18 protein-coding genes are annotated in these 19,101 nt (G+C 50.1%); 11 read left to right on the forward strand and 7 right to left on the reverse strand.

Annotated elements, in window-relative coordinates; all coding sequences use genetic code 11:
* The 3 genes from dcd to AC27K1_RS15920 all read left to right on the forward strand — a co-directional run bounded on the left by dcd (position 1) and on the right by AC27K1_RS15920 (position 2,811).
* A complete protein-coding gene (gene dcd, locus AC27K1_RS15910) occupies positions 1-591 on the forward strand; it encodes a dCTP deaminase (protein ID WP_487151806.1) in 591 nt (196 codons plus the stop codon).
* Between the two features lie 481 nt (positions 592-1,072).
* Positions 1,073-1,603: a CBS domain-containing protein gene (locus AC27K1_RS15915; RefSeq protein WP_487151807.1), complete on the forward strand. Its 531-nt coding sequence runs from the start codon at positions 1,073-1,075 to the stop codon at positions 1,601-1,603.
* 269 nt (positions 1,604-1,872) lie between these two features.
* Positions 1,873-2,811: a helix-turn-helix domain-containing protein gene (locus AC27K1_RS15920; RefSeq protein WP_487151808.1), complete on the forward strand. Its 939-nt coding sequence runs from the start codon at positions 1,873-1,875 to the stop codon at positions 2,809-2,811.
* Positions 2,812-2,866: 55 nt separating this feature from the next.
* On the opposite strand, the gene AC27K1_RS15925 is transcribed toward AC27K1_RS15920, so the two are convergent.
* Both AC27K1_RS15925 and trmJ read right to left on the reverse strand, forming a co-directional pair.
* Positions 2,867-4,708, reverse strand: coding sequence for a hypothetical protein (locus AC27K1_RS15925; RefSeq protein ID WP_487151809.1), 1,842 nt, complete (start codon positions 4,706-4,708; stop codon positions 2,867-2,869).
* Between the two features lie 378 nt (positions 4,709-5,086).
* Positions 5,087-5,830, reverse strand: a complete 744-nt coding sequence (trmJ, locus tag AC27K1_RS15930) for a tRNA (cytosine(32)/uridine(32)-2'-O)-methyltransferase TrmJ (protein ID WP_487151810.1) — start codon at positions 5,828-5,830, stop codon at positions 5,087-5,089.
* 249 nt (positions 5,831-6,079) lie between these two features.
* Here trmJ and cydD point away from each other — a divergent pair, with 249 nt between their 5' ends.
* Positions 6,080-7,903, forward strand: coding sequence for a heme ABC transporter permease/ATP-binding protein CydD (cydD, locus tag AC27K1_RS15935; protein ID WP_487151811.1), 1,824 nt, complete (start codon positions 6,080-6,082; stop codon positions 7,901-7,903).
* Entirely contained in the window at positions 7,896-9,563 is a 1,668-nt protein-coding gene (gene cydC, locus AC27K1_RS15940) for a heme ABC transporter ATP-binding protein/permease CydC (RefSeq protein WP_487151812.1), read from the forward strand. The genes cydD and cydC overlap by 8 nt, the downstream gene beginning before the upstream one ends.
* A gap of 89 nt (positions 9,564-9,652) precedes the next feature.
* On the opposite strand, the gene AC27K1_RS15945 is transcribed toward cydC, so the two are convergent.
* The 4 genes from AC27K1_RS15945 to arfB all read right to left on the reverse strand — a co-directional run bounded on the left by AC27K1_RS15945 (position 9,653) and on the right by arfB (position 12,317).
* Positions 9,653-10,054, reverse strand: a complete 402-nt coding sequence (locus tag AC27K1_RS15945) for a hypothetical protein (RefSeq protein WP_487151813.1) — start codon at positions 10,052-10,054, stop codon at positions 9,653-9,655.
* Between the two features lie 92 nt (positions 10,055-10,146).
* Positions 10,147-11,184 carry an arginine deiminase-related protein gene (locus AC27K1_RS15950; RefSeq protein ID WP_487151814.1) on the reverse strand — a complete coding sequence of 346 codons (1,038 nt, stop codon included), beginning with the start codon at positions 11,182-11,184 and terminating at the stop codon, positions 10,147-10,149.
* Positions 11,185-11,300: 116 nt separating this feature from the next.
* On the reverse strand, positions 11,301-11,822 hold the full coding sequence (locus AC27K1_RS15955) for a cysteine hydrolase family protein (RefSeq protein WP_487151815.1): 522 nt from the start codon (positions 11,820-11,822) through the stop codon (positions 11,301-11,303).
* A gap of 81 nt (positions 11,823-11,903) precedes the next feature.
* The gene (gene arfB / locus AC27K1_RS15960; protein ID WP_487151816.1) at positions 11,904-12,317 is read right to left on the reverse strand and encodes an alternative ribosome rescue aminoacyl-tRNA hydrolase ArfB; all 414 of its coding nucleotides are present in this window, start codon (positions 12,315-12,317) and stop codon (positions 11,904-11,906) included.
* A gap of 169 nt (positions 12,318-12,486) precedes the next feature.
* Here arfB and AC27K1_RS15965 point away from each other — a divergent pair, with 169 nt between their 5' ends.
* The 3 genes from AC27K1_RS15965 (at position 12,487) to AC27K1_RS15975 (ending at position 14,889) form a co-directional block, all read left to right on the forward strand.
* Positions 12,487-13,269 (forward strand): hypothetical protein, encoded by a 783-nt coding sequence (locus tag AC27K1_RS15965; protein ID WP_487151817.1) that lies wholly within the window; start codon positions 12,487-12,489, stop codon positions 13,267-13,269.
* A gap of 339 nt (positions 13,270-13,608) precedes the next feature.
* Complete coding sequence (locus tag AC27K1_RS15970) at positions 13,609-14,442, forward strand: protein kinase domain-containing protein (protein WP_487151818.1); 834 nt, start codon at positions 13,609-13,611, stop codon at positions 14,440-14,442.
* A gap of 150 nt (positions 14,443-14,592) precedes the next feature.
* Positions 14,593-14,889 carry a hypothetical protein gene (locus AC27K1_RS15975; RefSeq protein WP_487151819.1) on the forward strand — a complete coding sequence of 99 codons (297 nt, stop codon included), beginning with the start codon at positions 14,593-14,595 and terminating at the stop codon, positions 14,887-14,889.
* A 346-nt stretch (positions 14,890-15,235) separates the two neighbouring features.
* Here AC27K1_RS15975 and AC27K1_RS15980 read toward each other — a convergent pair whose 3' ends face one another.
* Complete coding sequence (locus tag AC27K1_RS15980; protein ID WP_487151820.1) at positions 15,236-16,066, reverse strand: alpha/beta fold hydrolase; 831 nt, start codon at positions 16,064-16,066, stop codon at positions 15,236-15,238.
* Positions 16,067-16,359: 293 nt separating this feature from the next.
* On the opposite strand from AC27K1_RS15980, the gene istA reads away from it, so the two are divergent.
* The 3 genes from istA to AC27K1_RS15995 all read left to right on the forward strand — a co-directional run.
* Positions 16,360-17,541: an IS21 family transposase gene (gene istA, locus AC27K1_RS15985; RefSeq protein ID WP_487151821.1), complete on the forward strand. Its 1,182-nt coding sequence runs from the start codon at positions 16,360-16,362 to the stop codon at positions 17,539-17,541.
* A complete protein-coding gene (istB, locus tag AC27K1_RS15990; RefSeq protein ID WP_487151822.1) occupies positions 17,541-18,308 on the forward strand; it encodes an IS21-like element helper ATPase IstB in 768 nt (255 codons plus the stop codon). Before istA ends, istB begins: the two co-directional genes overlap by 1 nt.
* A gap of 293 nt (positions 18,309-18,601) precedes the next feature.
* A partial coding sequence (locus tag AC27K1_RS15995) for a hypothetical protein (protein WP_487151823.1) occupies positions 18,602-19,101 on the forward strand: 500 nt, incomplete at its 3' end.

Genomic DNA, 19,101 nt, shown 5'->3' on the forward strand with positions numbered 1-19,101 from the left:
ATGCGGCTATGTGATCGTGACATAGAAGCCTGTCTGGACAACGGCCGGATCGTGATTGAGCCTCGGCCGGCACCGGATCGTATCTCCGGTATCAGTGTGGACCTGACGCTTGGAAACAGTTTCCGGGTTTTTAATGACCATGCGGCTCCCTATGTGGATCTCAGTGGTTCACGGGAGCAGATTGACCAGACCCTGAACTCCATTATGAGTAAGGAAATTGTCCTGGGCGAGAAAGAAGCGTTTTTCCTGCACCCCGGTGAGTTGGCGCTTGCGGTAACCCGGGAGTCAGTGGCGTTGCCCGATGACCTGGTGGGTTGGCTGGATGGCCGTTCCTCGCTGGCGCGGTTAGGCCTGATGGTCCATGTGACGGCACACCGGATTGATCCGGGCTGGAGTGGCCAGATCGTGCTGGAGTTTGTCAATGGCGGCAAATTGCCGATTGCCCTGCGTCCGGGCATGACCATTGGCGCCATCAATTTTGAAACCATGACCGGTGCCGCTGACAAGCCTTATAACAAGCGCAAAAATGCTAAATACCGTGATCAACACAGTGCGATAGCTAGCCGGATCGGCGAAGATTCGTCTGTTTAGCGGGCTGGCATCAGTCAGGCTGCTGAATGTGCAGCCTGACTAGCCATGATCACTTCGGGAACCTCTTCGTTTTGTCCTCTGTCGTTATTACCGTAAGTCCACAAACCATCAATCAATGATGCCAGTCGCGGCTATCAAAAGCTGGATTATACCTGGCGAACAATTATCGGTGGCTGTTGGGATGCTGCCAATCTGCCATCCCCGGAAACGTCGGGCGTGTGCCCTGTTTCCTTTGCGCTTATCGATCCATTTGACGCTAAAGCGGGTCAATACCATACTCTTTGCGCGGTTAAACCAACCCGGCACGTGATGTCAGTCTGTTGATATGGGTCAATAATAGCTTTGGCGGAAGTGCAATACTGAGGCTGCAAGCAGCGAAGAATAAGATCAATCGCAAGTGGGGCGTGCCTTTACGCAGTCAGTAGCAGGCCGGCACTTTTTGTTCGCAAGCTGCGAATCCCTGGACTTCAGGAGGCTAACGATGCTTTCGCTTGATTCTCTTGGTACGGACACAGCCGGCAAGACAACAGATGACGACTGGCGGCAACTGACCGCTGCTGATGTGATGACCCGTGACGTTCGCACGGTTCCCCTTGACTGGTCCGTAGACCGGCTTTCACGCTTTCTGACCGATAATGCGATTTCCGGTGCGCCGGTGGTGGATGAGGCGGGTCGTCTCACCGGTGTCGTGACACTGACAGACATTGTTCGCCAGACCGGTTCCGGTCTGCTGGATCTTGCGCAAAGGGATGACAGTTTTTACCAGGGGCTGTTGGACCGGGAACTGTCAGACGAAGAACAACGAGCCTTCCACGAGGCGGTCGATGACGGTGTTATGATCTCGGATATAATGACACCTGTCGTTTATAGCGTGGCTCCCGAAACGCTGATGACCGAAATGGTGGACGCCATGATCCGTGGTCATATCCATCGGGTACTGGTCACCCGCGATCGCCAGGTGGTGGGTATCGTGACTGCCCTTGACCTGCTTCGTATTATTACCCGGTACTAACGTCCCTTGGGGGATGATCTGGATCAAGATCATCCCCGATAATGTCCCTTTCAGCACAATACCTCACAAAACTTAACCTAACTCAATAATTCTGCACTTTCAGGTCGCTATGATGCGATCAGTGATCAGGGCGCCAGGTCAAAGACAATGGCGTTTCCTGCAGAAAAACCGGTCTTAGGCTGCCTGATCCGGGCAATGATAACCCAACACACGAAACAGACAGGGTTACTGCATCTGTCCGGTATTGCTACGGGATTAAGGTGTTACGGATGCTGGAAAATTTCGGAACGTATCTGAAGCGGAGACGACGGGATAGTGGCTTGACCCAGGATCGGCTGGCGTTGGCGCTTTCTTGTCACTCCTTGGCATTGGGTGGGATTGACTCGGTGACCATTAGTCGCTGGGAACGGGGAACCACCGAACCAACCCTGGAACGACAACGGCATGTCATCCATTTTTTCCGTGATGATGCGGATCAGGTACTGCCATTTCGTTCTGCACGGCCAAACCTGCTGAGTCCCGAGCAGTCCGTGGGGTATCTCATCCGACATTACCTCAATTCTCCCAAGCTTGGCAGCAAGGTGGGTACGTTCCCGGAAAAGGAAAACCGCAAGTATGAAGTCCGTCATTTATCCGGTAATGATGTGGATGACCCGTTCATTGAATTGATTCTCGATTACGATCATTCCATTTATGAGGCAGGCCTGCCGGTCAGTCATGAGCTGCTGCATGGATGGATTGGACACAGTAATGTGCTGAGCGTGGTCAGTACCAAGTTCAGCCATTATTTTGGTCACTTGATTGCACTGCCACTGGCTGAAGATATTTACTGGCGCTTAATCCATGGAGAGATGGAAGAAGCGGAGATTCGTAACAGTGATATTGTGCCGCCGGAAGAGCCTCATGGCTTGTATATTTACTCCCTGTATGGCGCCAGTAAGATTGCCGCAGCCCTGCTGTTGATTGAGATGGCCCACTATGCCGGTAAATACCTGGAGTCGATTCGTCATATTGGCGGTTTATGTGCCACCAGTGATGGTGCACGCCTGGCGCGGTCTTTCCATTTGCAGCCGGGGCATGTCGGGCCTGAGGTGGGGCATGGCCCCGTGCGTTACCAGGGGCGAGAAGTACAGTATCTGACCTATACAGCACCACTGGCTTCTATTTTGAAAGATGCGGGTTTGCGCCGGATATTGCCGCTGCACTAAATGGTCAGTTGCTCAGGATATCCTGTCTGTCAGAGGGGGAGTGGCAGGCAGGCTATCAGATAAATGTCTGTGATAATTCTTTTGAGTGAAACAGGCGGTCTTCCGCGTCTTTTGCGACTTGGCGGGGAAGTAATTTTACGAATAGTGCCGCCTCTTTTGAATAATCGATCTCCGCAGAATGAGGCTCTTCTTGATCTTCCTGCTTAAAAAAGGCGGATTGCATAAGGATTGAAATACAGCCACTCAATGCCTCTCGAACTTTAGGAACTTGATAGTTTAAATGGCTCAGGGGTAGTTCAATGGGGTCAGGTATCCAGCTATTATCTGACATAATGGATTTTCCTGATAAAAACATCACGGGTACTACATGAGTGAGTTGCTTTTCTTCGTATTCGCGCATGCTGTCCTGTATTTCGGATAGGATGAGACCCGATGCATGATGGGTAAATAGTAGGGAGAGTGATTTTTCATTAGGTTGAACCATTCCCTGTTCACTAATAAAAGGGATTGCTTCCTGAGTAATGGACAGGTTCTCATCGATATAAAATCCAGTATGGGTTTTCCTGATGTCAGACGCAGTCACCATAAATCCGTGTTTTAGCAGGTCTTCCATATCTTCATCATGCATCGCTTGATAAAGCGTAATAGGATCCTTGTATATACCGTTTTGATCTGTGATCTGTGCTATTGAAAAATACGAAAAACTTCTGGCTGCAAACCTGGCATGATGACGTAGGAATATGCTCAAGGTAGCTTCTTCAGTGGCTGCCAAAGCGGCGAATCTTTGTTTGTTGTATAAGTATGCCGCAATAAAGTCTTTATTTTCTGACATGATGAGTCCTGTTTTTGTTGTTTGGCGATGCTCAGACTCTTTTTGAAGATGCGGGAAGTGAAACCGGTTTCCATACAGCAGACTGCGTAGTGCATTATCATTCTGTTTTTTTAGTAAGGTATCAAGAAAGTGTATAATTTCATTTGACCAGATTTCTTTATGTGCGATTGGTGCACTGTTATCAGCTAGTTCTCCTTTTTCTTGTAATATATCCATCCATAATGCATTTTCTTTATCCTGAAGACGCTTAAGTACTTCACTGTCACGTTCCCTTCCCTGATGAAAATGTGTGTTGATCAATGCTAATCGTTTCTTTGCGCCTGCGATGTCGATTGGATCATAATTCTCTCGCTGGGTAATGACTGTTAATATCCCGGCTAAAATGATCAGCTGATTAAGTTCCCACTTATCACAATCATAATATTCACAATAGCCCGGGAGTTGTCCAAAAGCCTGTTCCCATGTTCTGAGTCGATGTGCAATATACATATGTCGCACCAGGTCAGAGATATGCGCAAGAGCACCGCCATTAGACTTCATCTCTCTATCCAGAATCAGTGCAACACGTCGTCGCATTAGATAACCTGCGGTCCTGTTTTCTTTGTCTGGTGAGCCTGTGACATATTCGTGCAAGAAATCCGAAAGTACTATTTCCTGAGGAATAACAGAGGTATCGATATCACAAATCTGTCGAGTGTTGTCAGAAGAGATATTTCCGACGTTTTTGCCTGTTAAACTGGCAGTAGTCAAACGCATGGCCGTGTTCAGTATTTGGTTGGGTCGGGAGACAATAACTACGGTGTTAATTTTAGGTAAGACATTCTGAGCAGTGGCAGATGAAAATCGGTAGTAATTTCTTTCCACATATCGACTCGGACTGTTGGGCGGTTGCAGAGCAATAAAAACACATTCGCCATTAGGCTGTTCGTTTTGCAGGTTTAATGCTGAAACGCTTCTATGATCAAAGCAGGAGGCTAAATGCTCCATTTCTTCTTGAGTGTTATAAGTTTTTTGAAAAGCACGATCTATTTTTCTTAAATAAGATGAAATTTCAGTTGAATCCATGTTTCTAAGTTCTTTATCCTTGTGATGCACCACTTTAGTGGGTCATGCTTTTAAAAGAAAGCACTGTTTAAATGTTAAGGTTTTTTAATTTTTCCATTGGGGAATCTTTGTTCAGGGGTTAGACAAAAGGGAATTGAATAAATTCCAAGTGCGATGACAATATCGTTTATTTTTTGCTCAGGTGAAATGTATGGACTTCCTCATTCTATATATTTTTTAAGGTTTTTATGGGCATAATTACAAGTCAATGTTTTAGGGCGATTAATGTATCGTCGATACAGGTATGAAATAATACTGTGTTATATGGTGTCATGACGGCAGGAGTGATTCATTCCATTATGTTTATCGAATGAATCACTTCATACACTGGTTTAGACGTTACGCGCTATTTTTCTGTTTCGACATCTGACAGACCCGGCTCAGAATGCCGCGCAACATATTCATTTCTTCCGATTCCGGTCGTGCCCGGTTAAACAGCCGACGCAGTTTGGTCATCGCATTACCGGGATGTTGCCGGATGATGAAATTGACATCATACAACGCCTCTTCCAGGTGCTGATAAAATTGCTCCATGGCGCGGGCATCAGGGTAAGTGGCCATTTCATCATCCAGCGTATCGGCCCCTGGGGCCATCAGCGCGTCGAAGCTCTGGCGAATTTCATAGCATAGAATCTGTACGGCAGAGGCTACATTGAGCACCGGATAGTCAGGATTGCCCGGGATGCAGACGTGGTAGTTACACTGCTGTAATTCCTCATTCGTCATGCCCATGGTTTCCTGGCCAAACACCAGGGCGACCGGGTTGTCAGTCGCTTCCTGCACGACCTGCCGGCCACAGTCCCGGGGGGACAGCATGGGCCATGAGAACGAACGGTTACGGGCGGATGTACCGATGACGAGGGAGCAATCCGCAATGGCGTCAGCCAGGGTGTCGACTACCGTGACCTGGTCGATCAGGTCAGCGGCGCCCGCGGCCATGGTTTCGGCATCCGGGTGGGGCCAGTGCTGCGGGCTGACCAGGGTAAGACGGCTCAGCCCCATGGTCTTCATGGCGCGCAGGGCGGATCCGATATTTCCCGGGTGCCAGGTACGGATCATGACGATTCGGATATTGTCCAACATGGTGAGGGGCGTTCTTGTCTGAAAACGGCCTATTATCAGCGATCCCGCCAGGACTTTGGAAGTGTTGGTACTACGGGTTGGCTCGCATAACACGCCGGTCATTGAAATCGCTAACGCTGGCCGTTACCTCTACGCTCAAGGCTGCTAGAATCCGCATCCGTTTTTCCGGTGCCGCCTTGGGGCACATTCCTGAACATCCGGTTTCACGCAGGCCTGAACCCGGTTACAGAGTGAAATAGCGCAGTAAGCATGAATAAAACCACCGAACGTGAGGTTTATCGCTGGTTACGCAGCCAGAAACCGGCCGCCGGGCGCTGGCTTGGCAGTGTCATGGCATTGGGTATTGGTAATGGTTTGATGATCATCGCCCAGGCGTGGCTGTTAGCCTCGGTTGTCCATAGCCTGGTGATGGAAGGGCAGGACACGATGGCAATACTGCCCTACCTGGGCGGTTTCCTGTTGGCAAGCCTGGTCCGGGCCGGTTGTCTGCTGGGGCGGGAACAGGCAGGGTTCCGTGCCGGTCAGGCGGTACGTCAGCAGGTGCGTCGCCTGCTGCTTGACCGGATGGGGCAACTCGGGCCTGCGGCTGTCGGGCAGCGTCCGGCCGGTGAATGGCTGACGCTGCTGCTGGAACAGGTGGAAGAATTGCAGGATTTCTTTGCCCGCTACCTGCCACAGATGACCCTGTCGGTGGTGATACCCCTGTTGATCCTGTCCGTGGCGTTGCCGCAGAACTGGGCGGTCGCGCTGATTTTCCTGGGCACGGCGCCGCTGATACCGTTGTTTATGATCCTGGTGGGTATCAAGGCGGCGGATGCCAATCGCCGGAATTTCCAGGCGCTATCCAGGTTAAGCAGTCACTTCCTGGATCGGCTGCAGGGATTGGCAACGTTGCGGCTGTTTTTCCGGAGCCGTCAGGAAAAGGCGATGGTCGAGTCAGCGGCTGAAGCGTTCCGGGTCAAGACCATGCAGGTGCTGCGGCTGGCGTTTCTCTCATCGACAGTGCTGGAATTTTTTGCCTCTGTCTCCATTGCGCTGACAGCCCTGTACCTGGGCATGAGTTACCTCGGTTACCTGGATTTCGGCCACTGGGGTACTGATCTGACATTGTTTACCGGTCTGTTCCTGTTATTGCTGGCGCCAGAGTTTTACCAGCCCCTGAGGGAACTTGGTACCTTCTACCATGCCCGCGCCCAGGCAATCGGGGCGGGTGACCGTTTGATGCATTTCCTCAAGGAACCCGTGCCGGAACGGCCCGAGGGGGGGAGGAATTGTCCTGCGCAGTCGGCGGCTGAAATAGTTTGTGAAGGGCTTACGGTGCGAGCGCCCGGCAGTGAGAAACTGTTACTGGACCAGTTGTCCTTCACGGTGGCGCCCGGTGAGCGACTGGCCGTGGTGGGTGTATCCGGTGCCGGTAAAAGCACCTTGTTAAATGTTCTGCTGGGTTTTCTCGACTACCAGGGCAGTCTGCGAATCAACGGGATTGAACTGCGGGAACTTAATCCTGCCCACTGGCGGCAACAGCTGACCTGGCTGGGACAGAATCCTCTGCTGGTGTGTGGTTCTGTCCGGGAAAATATCCGGCTGGGGCGCAATGAACTGTCGGATGAGGATATCCATACGGCCCTGCAGCTGGCCCATGCGGATGAGGTGGTAACCCATCTGGAGCAGGGTCTGGATACACAATTGGGTGAAGCAGCCAGCCGATTGTCAGTCGGGCAGGCCCAGCGGGTTGCCCTTGCCCGCGCCGTCGCCCGTCCCGCCCAGCTGGTGTTGCTGGATGAACCCACCGCCAGCCTGGATCATATCAGTGAACAGCTGGTGGATGACGGTATCCAGCGCTACAGCACCGGCAAAACCGTGGTGATGGTGACGCATCGGCCGACCCAGGTGCAGGGAGCTGACCGGGTGCTGGTGCTGGACGACGGCAAGTTAGTGGCATGTGGCGATGCACAAACGCTGCGTAACCAGGCGGGACCCTTTGCCAGACTCTGGCAGACCTGGGAGCAGGAACTGGATGACCAGCAGACAGCGGTCACCTCAGCAACAAATGGAGTGACAGAGCATGCGTGAGTTGCTGCCTTTTCTGAAACTGTATCGCCATCACAGTCTGCAAATGGGGTTGGGCATTCTCCTGGCCCTCGTGACACTGGTCGCCAGTGTTGGCCTGTTGGCTTTGTCCGGCTGGTTTATTACCGCGACCGCGATTGCGGGCCTGACACTGGCAACGGCCCAGGCCTTCAACTTTTTTACGCCTGGCGCCGGCGTGCGCGGGTTTTCCATCGTGCGCACGGCAGGCCGTTATTTTGAGCGGGTGGTCAGCCATGATGCCACATTCAAATTGCTGGCACGCCTCCGTGTCTGGTTCTATGGCTGTGTTGAACCCCTGGCGCCGGCGGGACTGCGACGGTTCCGGCAGGCCGACCTGCTCAACCGTATGGTGGCGGATATTGATGCGCTGGATAATCTCTACCTGCGACTCCTGACGCCATTGGTTTGTGCGGTGCTTGGCGTTGTCGGGTTGATTGTGCTGGCAGGTCTGTTTTCACCAGCGGCCATGGCGCCATTGGCGACCGTGTTGTTGCCCGCACTCATACTGTTGCCCGTATTGTTTTACCGGTTGGGTAACCGGGCCGGACAGGCGGTGACAGAAGCCAAAGGGCAGCTACGGACCCGACTGCATGATTACGTCGCGGGTCAGGCTGAGTTGCTGATTTTCGGGGCAGAATCGGCATACCGTGCCACTGTAGAGGAAGAGGAAAAACAATTGATCCGCCAGCAGTCCATCCTTGCCCGGGTGAACGGGTTTGCCATGGGATTGGTGACCCTGTTGGCCGGCGCGACCCTGGTCTGGCTGCTGTGGGTCACTGCGGAAGAAGTGAGTGCCGGTGTATTGGCCGGTCCCATCATGGCGATGCTGGCCCTGGCAACACTGGCGGCTTTTGAAGCGATTATGCCGTTGCCCGGCGCATTCCAGGTGTTGGGGCAGGTACGTCGGTCGGCTGCGCGTTTGATCGAAGTCACCGGGCAGACACCTCAGGTCAGTTTTCCTGTCGACAGCCGCGAGAGGCCAGTGTTGACGGGGAATGGGGTGGATGTTGACGTAACCGGGCTGCGCTTCCGTTACCCGGGCACAGCCGGTGAGCCGGTACTGGATGGATTTGACCTGCATGTGAGGGCAGGTGAGCGTATTGCGATTACCGGGCACACCGGTTGTGGCAAATCCACATTCCTGCAGCTGTTGAGCCGTGACTGGAATCCGGATGCCGGTAGCATTGCCGTTGGTGGATGCGCTATCGAGTCCCTGAGTGAGGAATCCCTGCGCAATGTTATGGCAGTCATGCCTCAGCGCATTCATGTTTTCAGCGCCAGCCTTCGGGACAATCTTCGTATCGCCAGTGATCAGGCGAGCGATGAACAGTTGCTGGACGTGTTGAACAGGGTAGGGCTGGATCGTCTGACCGGTGGCGAAGCGGGTCTGCTTGATCTCTGGCTTGGACAGGGTGGCGTCCCCCTGTCGGGTGGGGAGCAACGGCGGCTGGGACTGGCACGGGTTCTGTTGTGCGACCGTCCCCTGATCGTACTGGATGAACCCACTGAAGGGCTGGATCCGGCTACCGAGGATACGATCCTTCGGGTGCTGGATGACGCCTGCCGAGGTAAAACACTCCTGATGGTGACGCATCGAAAAGCACCGCTGGCGCTGGCAGACAGGATCGTTGCCCTGCCATAAAGCGTCCGGCAACAAACGGGTATCGAATCTGCCAAATCGAGTGGGCAATATAACCTGCCGTGGTTACGACAGGTTATTCAAACGCAAACCTAAAACCGTTTGAGTGACAGCAACAGGGTGACCGGTACCAGCGCCGCGGCGCCCAGGATACCCGGCAGAGAGACCGCCCAGTGATGCCAGCTGAAGGTCAGTCCGCCAGTGAAACCATACACGAGCAGTTGCAGTGCGATGACAACGACGACTGAGTAGATGCGCGCACTGGTGCCTAACGCAAACAACAGCGCCAGCGCGGTTGCGAGGGAGATCACAATCCAGGGCAGGGTGATGGTCAACAGTCCGGAGAGGAATATGCCTGTGTCCCTGTGCAGCCAGTCTGGCAGAAGATCGGCAATGGCAAACTGCCGGGCAAACGACAGCGCGGGTTCCAGCAGGGGTAACAGGGCTAACGCAAAGAAGAACGAGAGATAGGTTTTTTTGATTATCAGCCGCATGGTGGCATCCCTGTCCGATAGCCAGATAATAATATGCGCTTCAGGACAGGGTGTACATCCATGGAGATCTCCATGTCATTGTTTAGTCAGCTTTATTCTCCGGTAAAAATCTCCGAAACCATGCAGCGCGCACTGCCACCCGCGACGGTTTCCAACGTATCCAGTGGTGCTGAAACCAGTGTGCCGTAGCTCTCCAGTGAGGCACGCTGTACCGGTGTCAGGTGATCGCGGGCCTGTTGTGACAGCAGTATCAGGGGAGCACCACTCTGGCTGCGGAGTTCCAGCAGGTTACCCACCATATAGCTGACTTGGGCCGGTGTAATGAAAATCAGCATTTTGTCCCCGAGTTGTTCGATGACCTGCTCACGTTCCTCTGCATTGGGAATACATTGTTCGCACAGCACGGCAAAGTGAGTGCCGATGCTCATGATGACATTGGTGTGATAAATCGTCTGCCCATATTGATCAACGGCATGGAAAAACACCGGCCGGAAACCGGCTTTGCTGACAAAGGTCTCTGCCAATGGACGGCTGGTACGTGGGGATAACGCAGCAAATGCCTGTTTGTTTAGCCGGTCAAGCACCAGGCTGCCGGTACCTTCCAGTGCTTCGCCCGGCGAAGCCTCTTGGCGCAGGTCGTGTTGGTCCGCCAGCGTAATGTTGGCATCGGCGAGCCGTTGTTGCAGCGCCTGCAGGCGCACTTCGTTCTGGCGGCTGGGTGTTAACATTGGAAAGACATAGAGTTCGGTTGTGTTGTGTGCTGCAGGAAAGGTCAGAAACCAGTTGTTGGGGAAAGTCGATTCGGGTGTGGAAATATCATCCCGGCTGGGCATCGTGAGTACCCTGACGCCGTGCGTTTCCAGCGCCAGACGAAGTCCGGCAAACTCTGTCAGTGCATTCTGGCGGATTACCTCGGCAGCCTGATTTGACTTATTCTGGAAATGGTTTGTGACGGCGGTTTCGGGGTTAAAGCCGAAGTGGTCGGGTGAAATCATGACCACGGTATCTGTAGTCTGACTGGTGTTGGCGCTACACATCATTGTCGCCAGCGTACAGAGCAGGAACAGGGACAGGAGGCGACAGGGCGTTCGCCTGAGGGTGGGTATCGGAGGGGTGACAGCCGTATTCATACCTGGGATCCTCACAATGATCCTGTTATGGAGCCATCAATATAGATGGGCACGGCAGGGGTGCCACTGACCAAATGGTTAGTAGCACCAGGCGGGCTGTTAAGGGCGAAATGCTGTCAGAAAGCGTCGGCAGACTGCACGAGGTTGACCCGGGTTGAGAGGGCATGCAGGGCGATGTTATGCAGCATTTCATCGACAGTGGTACAACAATCCGTCAGTACGGAAACGGCATATTGCTCTGCCATCCCGGACAGGGCCGTAAATGTCACGCAGTTTTGCGTCATCATCCCGCAGATCAGTAATTTCTCGATGGGGTAGGCCGACAGCTCGGTTTGAAGCCTGGTGTCCACAAAGGCGTCCGCATAGTGTTTTGTAATGATCGGGGCATCCGGTGCGACCGCCAGCAGGCGCGGATGCAGTGCTGCGCCTTCGGTGTCAGCATTGAAAAAGGGGGCAAGCCCCAGGCCAGGATCGGCAATGTGCTGAATCAGAAAGACCGGTATTTCATGGTTATGCGCCTTGTTGATGACGGACACAATGTTATCCAGCACATTGTCTGTGTTCCATTGCGGGTACTTACCGCCGGGAAAGTAATCGTTTTGTATATCAATCACCAGCAGGGCTTTGGCATTGCTCATGGCATGTTCACCGATGTGTAGCAGGCGTGAAATGAGAAAGTACGTTCAGAATTCGTCTACCCGATACTATGCTGTGATCATTTAATGGTCGATTTTTCCACGCAGGTTTTTGGTATTACTCCGCTGTTTCTTGCTGTCGAGGCGTTTCTTACGGGCCGACAGGCTGGGGCGAGTAGCAATGCGCTTTTTTCGAAACACCGCGACGGAGCGGATCAGCTCGCGTAACCGTTCCAGGGCATCGGCCCTGTTTTTCTCCTGACTGCGGTATTGTTGGGCCTTGATGACAATAATACCGTCAGAGGAAATACGCTGATCCTTCAGTACCAGCAGTCGCTGCTTGTAGAAATCCGGCAGAGCGGATGCACGGATATCAAAGCGCAGGTGAATAGCCGTAGAGACCTTGTTGACATTCTGGCCACCGGAACCCTGGGCGCGGATAGCATTGATTTCAATATCGCTGCCTGGCAGGGCGACGTTTGAAGAGATCTGGAGCATGTGAAAGGGTTAAACCTGCACTGGATGAGTTGACGTGTACCCGGCGGTGTTTTTCCGAGTATTTCGGATTGTATTAGAGCATGCTGACGGTTTGAATCAAAATCGTCACACAGACCGTTGAACAAGATTAAAGAATCATTGTCAGATATTACAGGAGGTATCAAATATTATGAATATGTCGAACATTGTTTCCAAGCCCATTCCGGCACCATGCGTAACAACAGCAGAGCCAGAGCATATGGAAAGTGAAAGTAATGTACTTCGCAAATTTGAAAAATGTGAAACCTTTGCAAAAATGCTTTACGATTCACCAAAAAATGGTTATAGCACTACTGTTGAAAATGCAGATTTATCAAGGTTTAATCGTGAAGTAGATCAACTTAATTATACAGGAGAAATTAGTGTTTCTTCTGCAAGTTTACTGATTCCAAATCATACGCAGTCAGTTTTTAGAGATATTGGGTTTATATTGGATGGAAATAAATGCACTTTGCTTGGTGCATATTCAAAAGATGTTTTTTGTATGCAAGTTGATATAAAAGATCGTAAGTGCGTTTGGTGTGATGTTTTTCACACTTTTGTTGTTGATGATAAGGGTAGGCAGAAAACAAAAGAAACCAATAAGTATATAGCCCCTCTGGCAAATGATGAAAACACAATAGGCATACAATGTAATTGGAAGCAAAGATTAATCGATAGAAAAAAGATGGAAGAAATAACTTTTAATAATGAAGTGGAAAAAATAAATTTTCATAATGAAGTGGTAATAAGCTACGATACTTCTTGCATATTGGGCATACTGGTCAGTGGAGAAAGATATAAAAATAACCAAATTCCGTTAGAAAGTGTTAAAGAAGATGCAGTTCAGGTTAGGGAATCTTTTTCTGAGAGAAATTTGTCAGTCTTTTATTTAGACACATTATCCGGCAGCTTATCCAGGCTGGAGGTATGATAAGTCGCTGGAACAGCTTTCATATATTAACCTACTCTAAAACGTACGATAGTACGGCTTAACGGGTGCTATATTTCCAGTACTGCTGTTATCACGAGCCTGACGTGGTGAAGAAGACTGCTAACCCCATCACTGATAGCGCCATTATTGATACTTTAAAGTGTGCCATGCACAACGGGTCTCTGCCTTGCGTAAGAGAACGTGTCCATGCGGTATTTCTCAGTTCGAAAGGATACTCACTGGCCCAGATAGCTGCTGTTTTGATATGTTCGGTCAGGAATATATGATTTCATTTGTCTGACTACTTATATGGACAGGTAACTATTGTTGGTCGCAGGTATGCAATCTCCCAAATTATTAAGTGCATGTCATCAACCTTTATCTGAATTATCAGAAGATTCGGTGCATCCTTGTAATGAAGATAAAACTGTAGCATTGATGCGGGGGCGATATGTAAAAAAATATCTGATTGGCGAAGGTGCATTTGGCAAAGTTTTTCTTGCTGAAAGAGCAGGGTCGGGTGGAGATCCTGAATGTGTTGCTTTGAAAGAAGCAGAATATTATGGTGAAGTTGAAATTGAGACGCTTAAAATTCTGAACCCTCATTGCAATATAGTAACAATGCTGGATTACTCTATTGCAGAGATACATACTATTGTTCTTGAGTTGGCAGACTGTTCATTATCAAGGCTTATTGGGCTATGGGGGCGGGAAAAGATACAGTTAAACTCGAAACAGATCAATTTTATTATGGCTGAATTGTTTAGGGGCTACATTCATATAAGTCAAAAAGGAAGGATCAGGAATGCAGATATTTCAGATGTAAACGTTCTTTATTTCTCTATTCAAGACAGACTTAAAATTTCAGATTTTGGTATTGAATGGGGGGCGAATCAACAAAAGAGTATTGGAAAACTATTAAAGTGCTTGGTCAGGAGGAACGCTCATAATTGTACGCGAATTTCAGATGAATCTATTGGTCGGAAGGATTACATATGCTGTAATGAAGCATCTGCCATAAATTATGAGAAATGGTTTGACGATAAACAGTCAAAAATCATAAAAGAGCTTTTGGTATCTGACCTCGATTTAAGTCAGCTGAAACTTTATCTAAAAGATTTAGAGTTGAACATGAAAGTTCTGCCTAAGCCCGCTAAATTAGCCCGTAATTGAAATAGTGTTATTAAGAGTAAGGCTTTTTGTGCTTGATTATGTGTCACTAGATAGTTGGCAGAAATAACAATGCTGTTCTAGTTTCGTAAAATAATTTGAAAAATTTTTGTCTATACAAATACAGGTGAAAGATAATTCAGGAGGTGTTATATGAAATCAGGTGTTAACTTACCCATTTTTGGAAAAATTCAACTTCAAACAAATGTTACTGATTCAGGTAAAAACAAAGCATCAATACAATTTAGAAATGAATTTTTGGGTGGCTTAACTGGTGTATTGGGTTCATTACTTGTTAAAAAGCATCTTCCGCGGAGAGCTAAGCTGGCTGCTGCTGTATTACTACCGCCAATAGGTGCGATTTGTTTAAAGTCTCTCTGTGATCGAGAGGTTACTCATGTCGTAAAGTTTCAGTATTTTACAAGAAGTGATATTCCGGACTCTAAATAATTCATAACACAGTATTCAATCTTGATTTTAAGAAGGTTTGAGGTTTATTGCGCCACATAGCCCCCTATGCCAACATAGTTTTCGCCTCTTTTAACCGGCTCACAACGTTAAGAGTTTTGAATCAAAAGAGGTGACATCTATCCTGCCACAGCGGGGTGATCAAGTTGGGCGGGATAAACGACTCCTCTATACGTTTCGATTGTTTTCATTGATTTTCACTTCAATTGTTATACAAATAACGACTACATCATGCGACACTGAAGACGGCCGCAGGCATGGACTGTTATGCAATTGTTATAGCAACCGCTTGCAATAAATTACACTCCATACGACTGTTTTGTAGAAATCATGATTTTATCACTTTCAAAAATCTATCTGTTTGTTCTAACTCCGGAAAATGCCCACAATCATCCCAGATAATAATTTCAGCATTTGGGATTACATCCTTTAAAGATTGTTCATCTGTATAACGATGAGAGAAATCCTTTTTCCCCCAAATCATTAATGTAGGCACCTTGCATCCTAGTAGATCTTCTTCATTCATTGCAATAAGACCCTGAACAACACTCGCTAAGCAGTTACAACAGTTCTGTTTGATTCTTTTTTCTGATAATTCACTCCAGGTTACTAGATGCGGAGAGTTTTTCGGGAGAGCAATCTTAAACCATATTTTGGGGATCTTAAGACGTTGAGCATAAACAGCAAGTTGGCCGATAAAAGGTATTTTTACTGGACTGGGAACTGAAGCGTTTAGCCATGGTCTCATACCCTCGTATCCTGGTGTTTGCAGTAAGACCAGCTTCCTAAGAAACTGAGGGTACTTCTTGACAAAATAGATTCCATAGAATCCATTTCCACATGATAACGATAAAGTAATATCATTTAATGATAAATGGTCAATAAGGCTCTTCAGTGTATTGGCGGCACTATCAAAAGAATGGTCATACCCATTTATTGGATAAGATTCACCAAATCCTGGCATATCTAGTATAACCACCCTCCAATCCTTTGCTGCTCTCACAATATAATCATCAAAATGCTCTAAAAAGCACGGGCCATCGGGCGCTGTTAGTAATATTGGTTTATTGCCGCCAGAATCAAAAAAGCGAATGTTTGCTGCTTCTGTCTTAAGAAATGAAAATTTATGTGATTTTTGTGGGGAAAGTTTTCGGTACAAATATTCATCAAGTTTTTAGGCATTCACTGTGCTTATCCTTTGTTATTAAGCTAAAAGGTATATGACGCTAAGTTTTGGGGCCGGGCAGCGAAGGTGAAAAGCCCCGAAGTGGAAAAAAAATTAGCCTGGTTATGTGAGTGTTAGATTGTTTGCTATTTATGACTTTTGATTATTAGTGAAATAATGTCAGCACCGATTTAAAATGTCCACTTTCCACCGGTTGGATTTGACCTCCCGATTAACCCCTTCATGGCCGATATTTCTCCTGTTGATACCAGGCAGGGAGCAGCGCCATGATCAGTCGAGAGGACTTTTTTATGATCCACCAGTTACGACAGCAAGGCTGCTATCTGGCTGACATCGCCAGCAAGGTCGACTGTTCCGTCAAAACGGTTCAACGCAAACTCAAGCAAGACCAGCCCCCACCTATCCGCAAACGAACCATCCACAAACCCGGCAAGCTGGATCCGTTCAAGGCCACCATTGATTCAATGCTGGCCAGCAATATCTGGAATGCCGTGGTGATTCTCGACCGCATTGTAGCCATGGGCTACACCGGCAAAATCTCCATTCTCCGCGACTACATCAAGCCGAAACGGGCCCTGCGCCAGAGCAGGGCCACGGTGCGCTATGAGACAGAACCGGGACGTCAGCTGCAACACGACTGGGGCGAGCTGATGGCTGAGGTCGCCGGAGAACAGCGAAAGGTCTATATCTCCGTCAACACCCTGGGCTATTCCCGCCGTTGCTTTGTCTGGGCTGCCTTCAGCAATGATGCCGCGCACACCTATGAAAGCCTGGTGCAGAGCTTCAACTGGTTTGGCGGTGTCCCTGCCGAAGTGCTGGTTGATAACCAGAAAGCGGCAGTGCTCAAACATCCGGGCAATGGCCGGGTGACCTTCAACGACGGTTTCCTGATGCTGGCCCACCATTACCAGTTCAAGCCCCGTGCCTGCAAACCCTACCGACCCCAGACCAAGGGCAAGACCGAACGGATGGTGCATTACGTCAAGGACAACTTCTTCCCCCGTCATGCCGGTTTCGAAAGCCTTGCCCATCTCAACCGGTTACTGGTCCAGTGGATGGGAGAAGTAGCGGATGAACGCATCCACGGCACGGTGAAAGAGAGGGTGCTGAATCGCTTTGCGCGGGAGAAATCCTGCCTCAAGCCCCTGCCAGCCCTCGGCTTTGATACCAGCTATCGGCAACAGCGACGGGTGCCTTCGGACGCCTATATCAATGTCCGCACCAACCGATACAGCGTGCCTGACCGTTTGACCGGCCAAGCCGTCAGTATCCGCATCGGACTGGATAACACCCTGCGGGTTTATGATGATCAGGATCAGCTGGCCGCGTCCCATGTGCTCAGCGACAGCAGTCACCAGTGGATACTGGAACCCACCCACCACCGGGCGATGTATGAGGCCGTTAAAGTGGAAACCCGAGACCTCAGCCGTTATGCGGAGGTGGCCTGATGGATAACCTGCAAGCATTGATGACCCGACTGAAGCTGGAGTATCTGCCAGACGCCCTGGATACCCTGTGCGAGCAGGCCAGCAAACACGAGCTGAACTACCGGGAATTCCTGGAAACTGTGTTCTCGGCGGAATGGGCAGGCCGTCACCAGAAGGGACTGGAAGGACGGATCAAGCAGGCGCGGCTTCCCTGGCTCCAAACCCTGGAGCAGTTCGATTTCAGTTTCCAGCCTTCCATTGATCGAAAAGTGGTGCGGGAACTGGCAGGACTGGGCTTCGTGGAACGGGCTGAGAATGTGGTGCTGCTGGGGCCACCAGGCGTAGGCAAGACCCACCTGGCCATCGCCTTGGCGGTCAAGGCTGCCGAAGCGGGACACCGGGTGCTGTTCATGAGTCTGGACCGGCTGATGGCCACCCTGAAAAAGGCGCAGCAGGAGAACCGGCTGGAACGCCAGATGCAGCTGCTGACCTGCCCCAGGCTGCTGGTGCTGGATGAAATCGGCTACCTGCCACTGGAGCCCGAGGAAGCCAGCCTGTTCTTCCGGCTGATAACACGACGTTATGAGAAAGGCAGCGTCATCCTCACCTCCAACAAGGGCTTCATCGACTGGGGCGAAGTGTTTGGCGACCAGGCCATTGCCACCGCCATCCTGGACCGGTTGCTGCACCACTCCACTACGTTGAACATCAAGGGTGAAAGTTACCGGTTGAAAGAGAAGCGGAGATCGGGGCTGTTGAAAGCACCGGCAGTCACTTCAGACGGGTGATCGCTACAGGCCGGTTCAGGGGGCAGAATCCGTTTTTAACGTTTGTTCCGGTGTTTTTTGGATTGCACAGATACCCGGTAATGACGTCTGCCCCCTGAAACCGCAGTATGGCTGACTGTCCGGTTATCGCTGCTGACAGGTCAGCCGGACTGCCCCTTCGGTTAGTGATAACCGGTCTATCATCCCATACTGTCTGTGCAATATCAGGAACTGATAATGGTAATGGAAGGGGTGCTGCCGACTGTCCCTGACATTGCCACAAAGATATACAGATAATCCCACTTAACCATGCCATGGATAGACTACCTTTACCTCTCTCAGAACAGCCACCACCCACAGCCACCGGAGAAAAGGTAGCATCACCTAGCCTTGGCATTTATTCCCTTGACGATCCTGAACTCAGTTTGTTTCCCGACTTGAGTGATGTTCTTCCGGTACAATCTCAAGAAACAACTGTTCAGGATCGTTCTGTCAGGCCACACCTGTCTGAAAGCCCCCCATCTCAGGGAGGCGCTGCTGTTGAACCTCACGTCAGTGATCCTGCATTACCCGGAACATCAGGCGGTCTAACCCATGAGATTCCAGGCTTAAGACCTGATCTTTTCAAATCGACTAACTCTGAACCAGAACCTTCCGACACCAACAGTGATAGTGAAGGATGCGGATCTGTTTCGACTAACAGTGGAAATACGGCTAAATCTCAAAAAAGGCCATTGAGTAAAAGCTCAGATACTGCTTCGGTATTCCGGAAGCAGGCAAAAATAGAGTCATCCACTATTAGCGAAAATAGAGT

This window comes from Kistimonas ophiarachnellae (assembly GCF_057552235.1).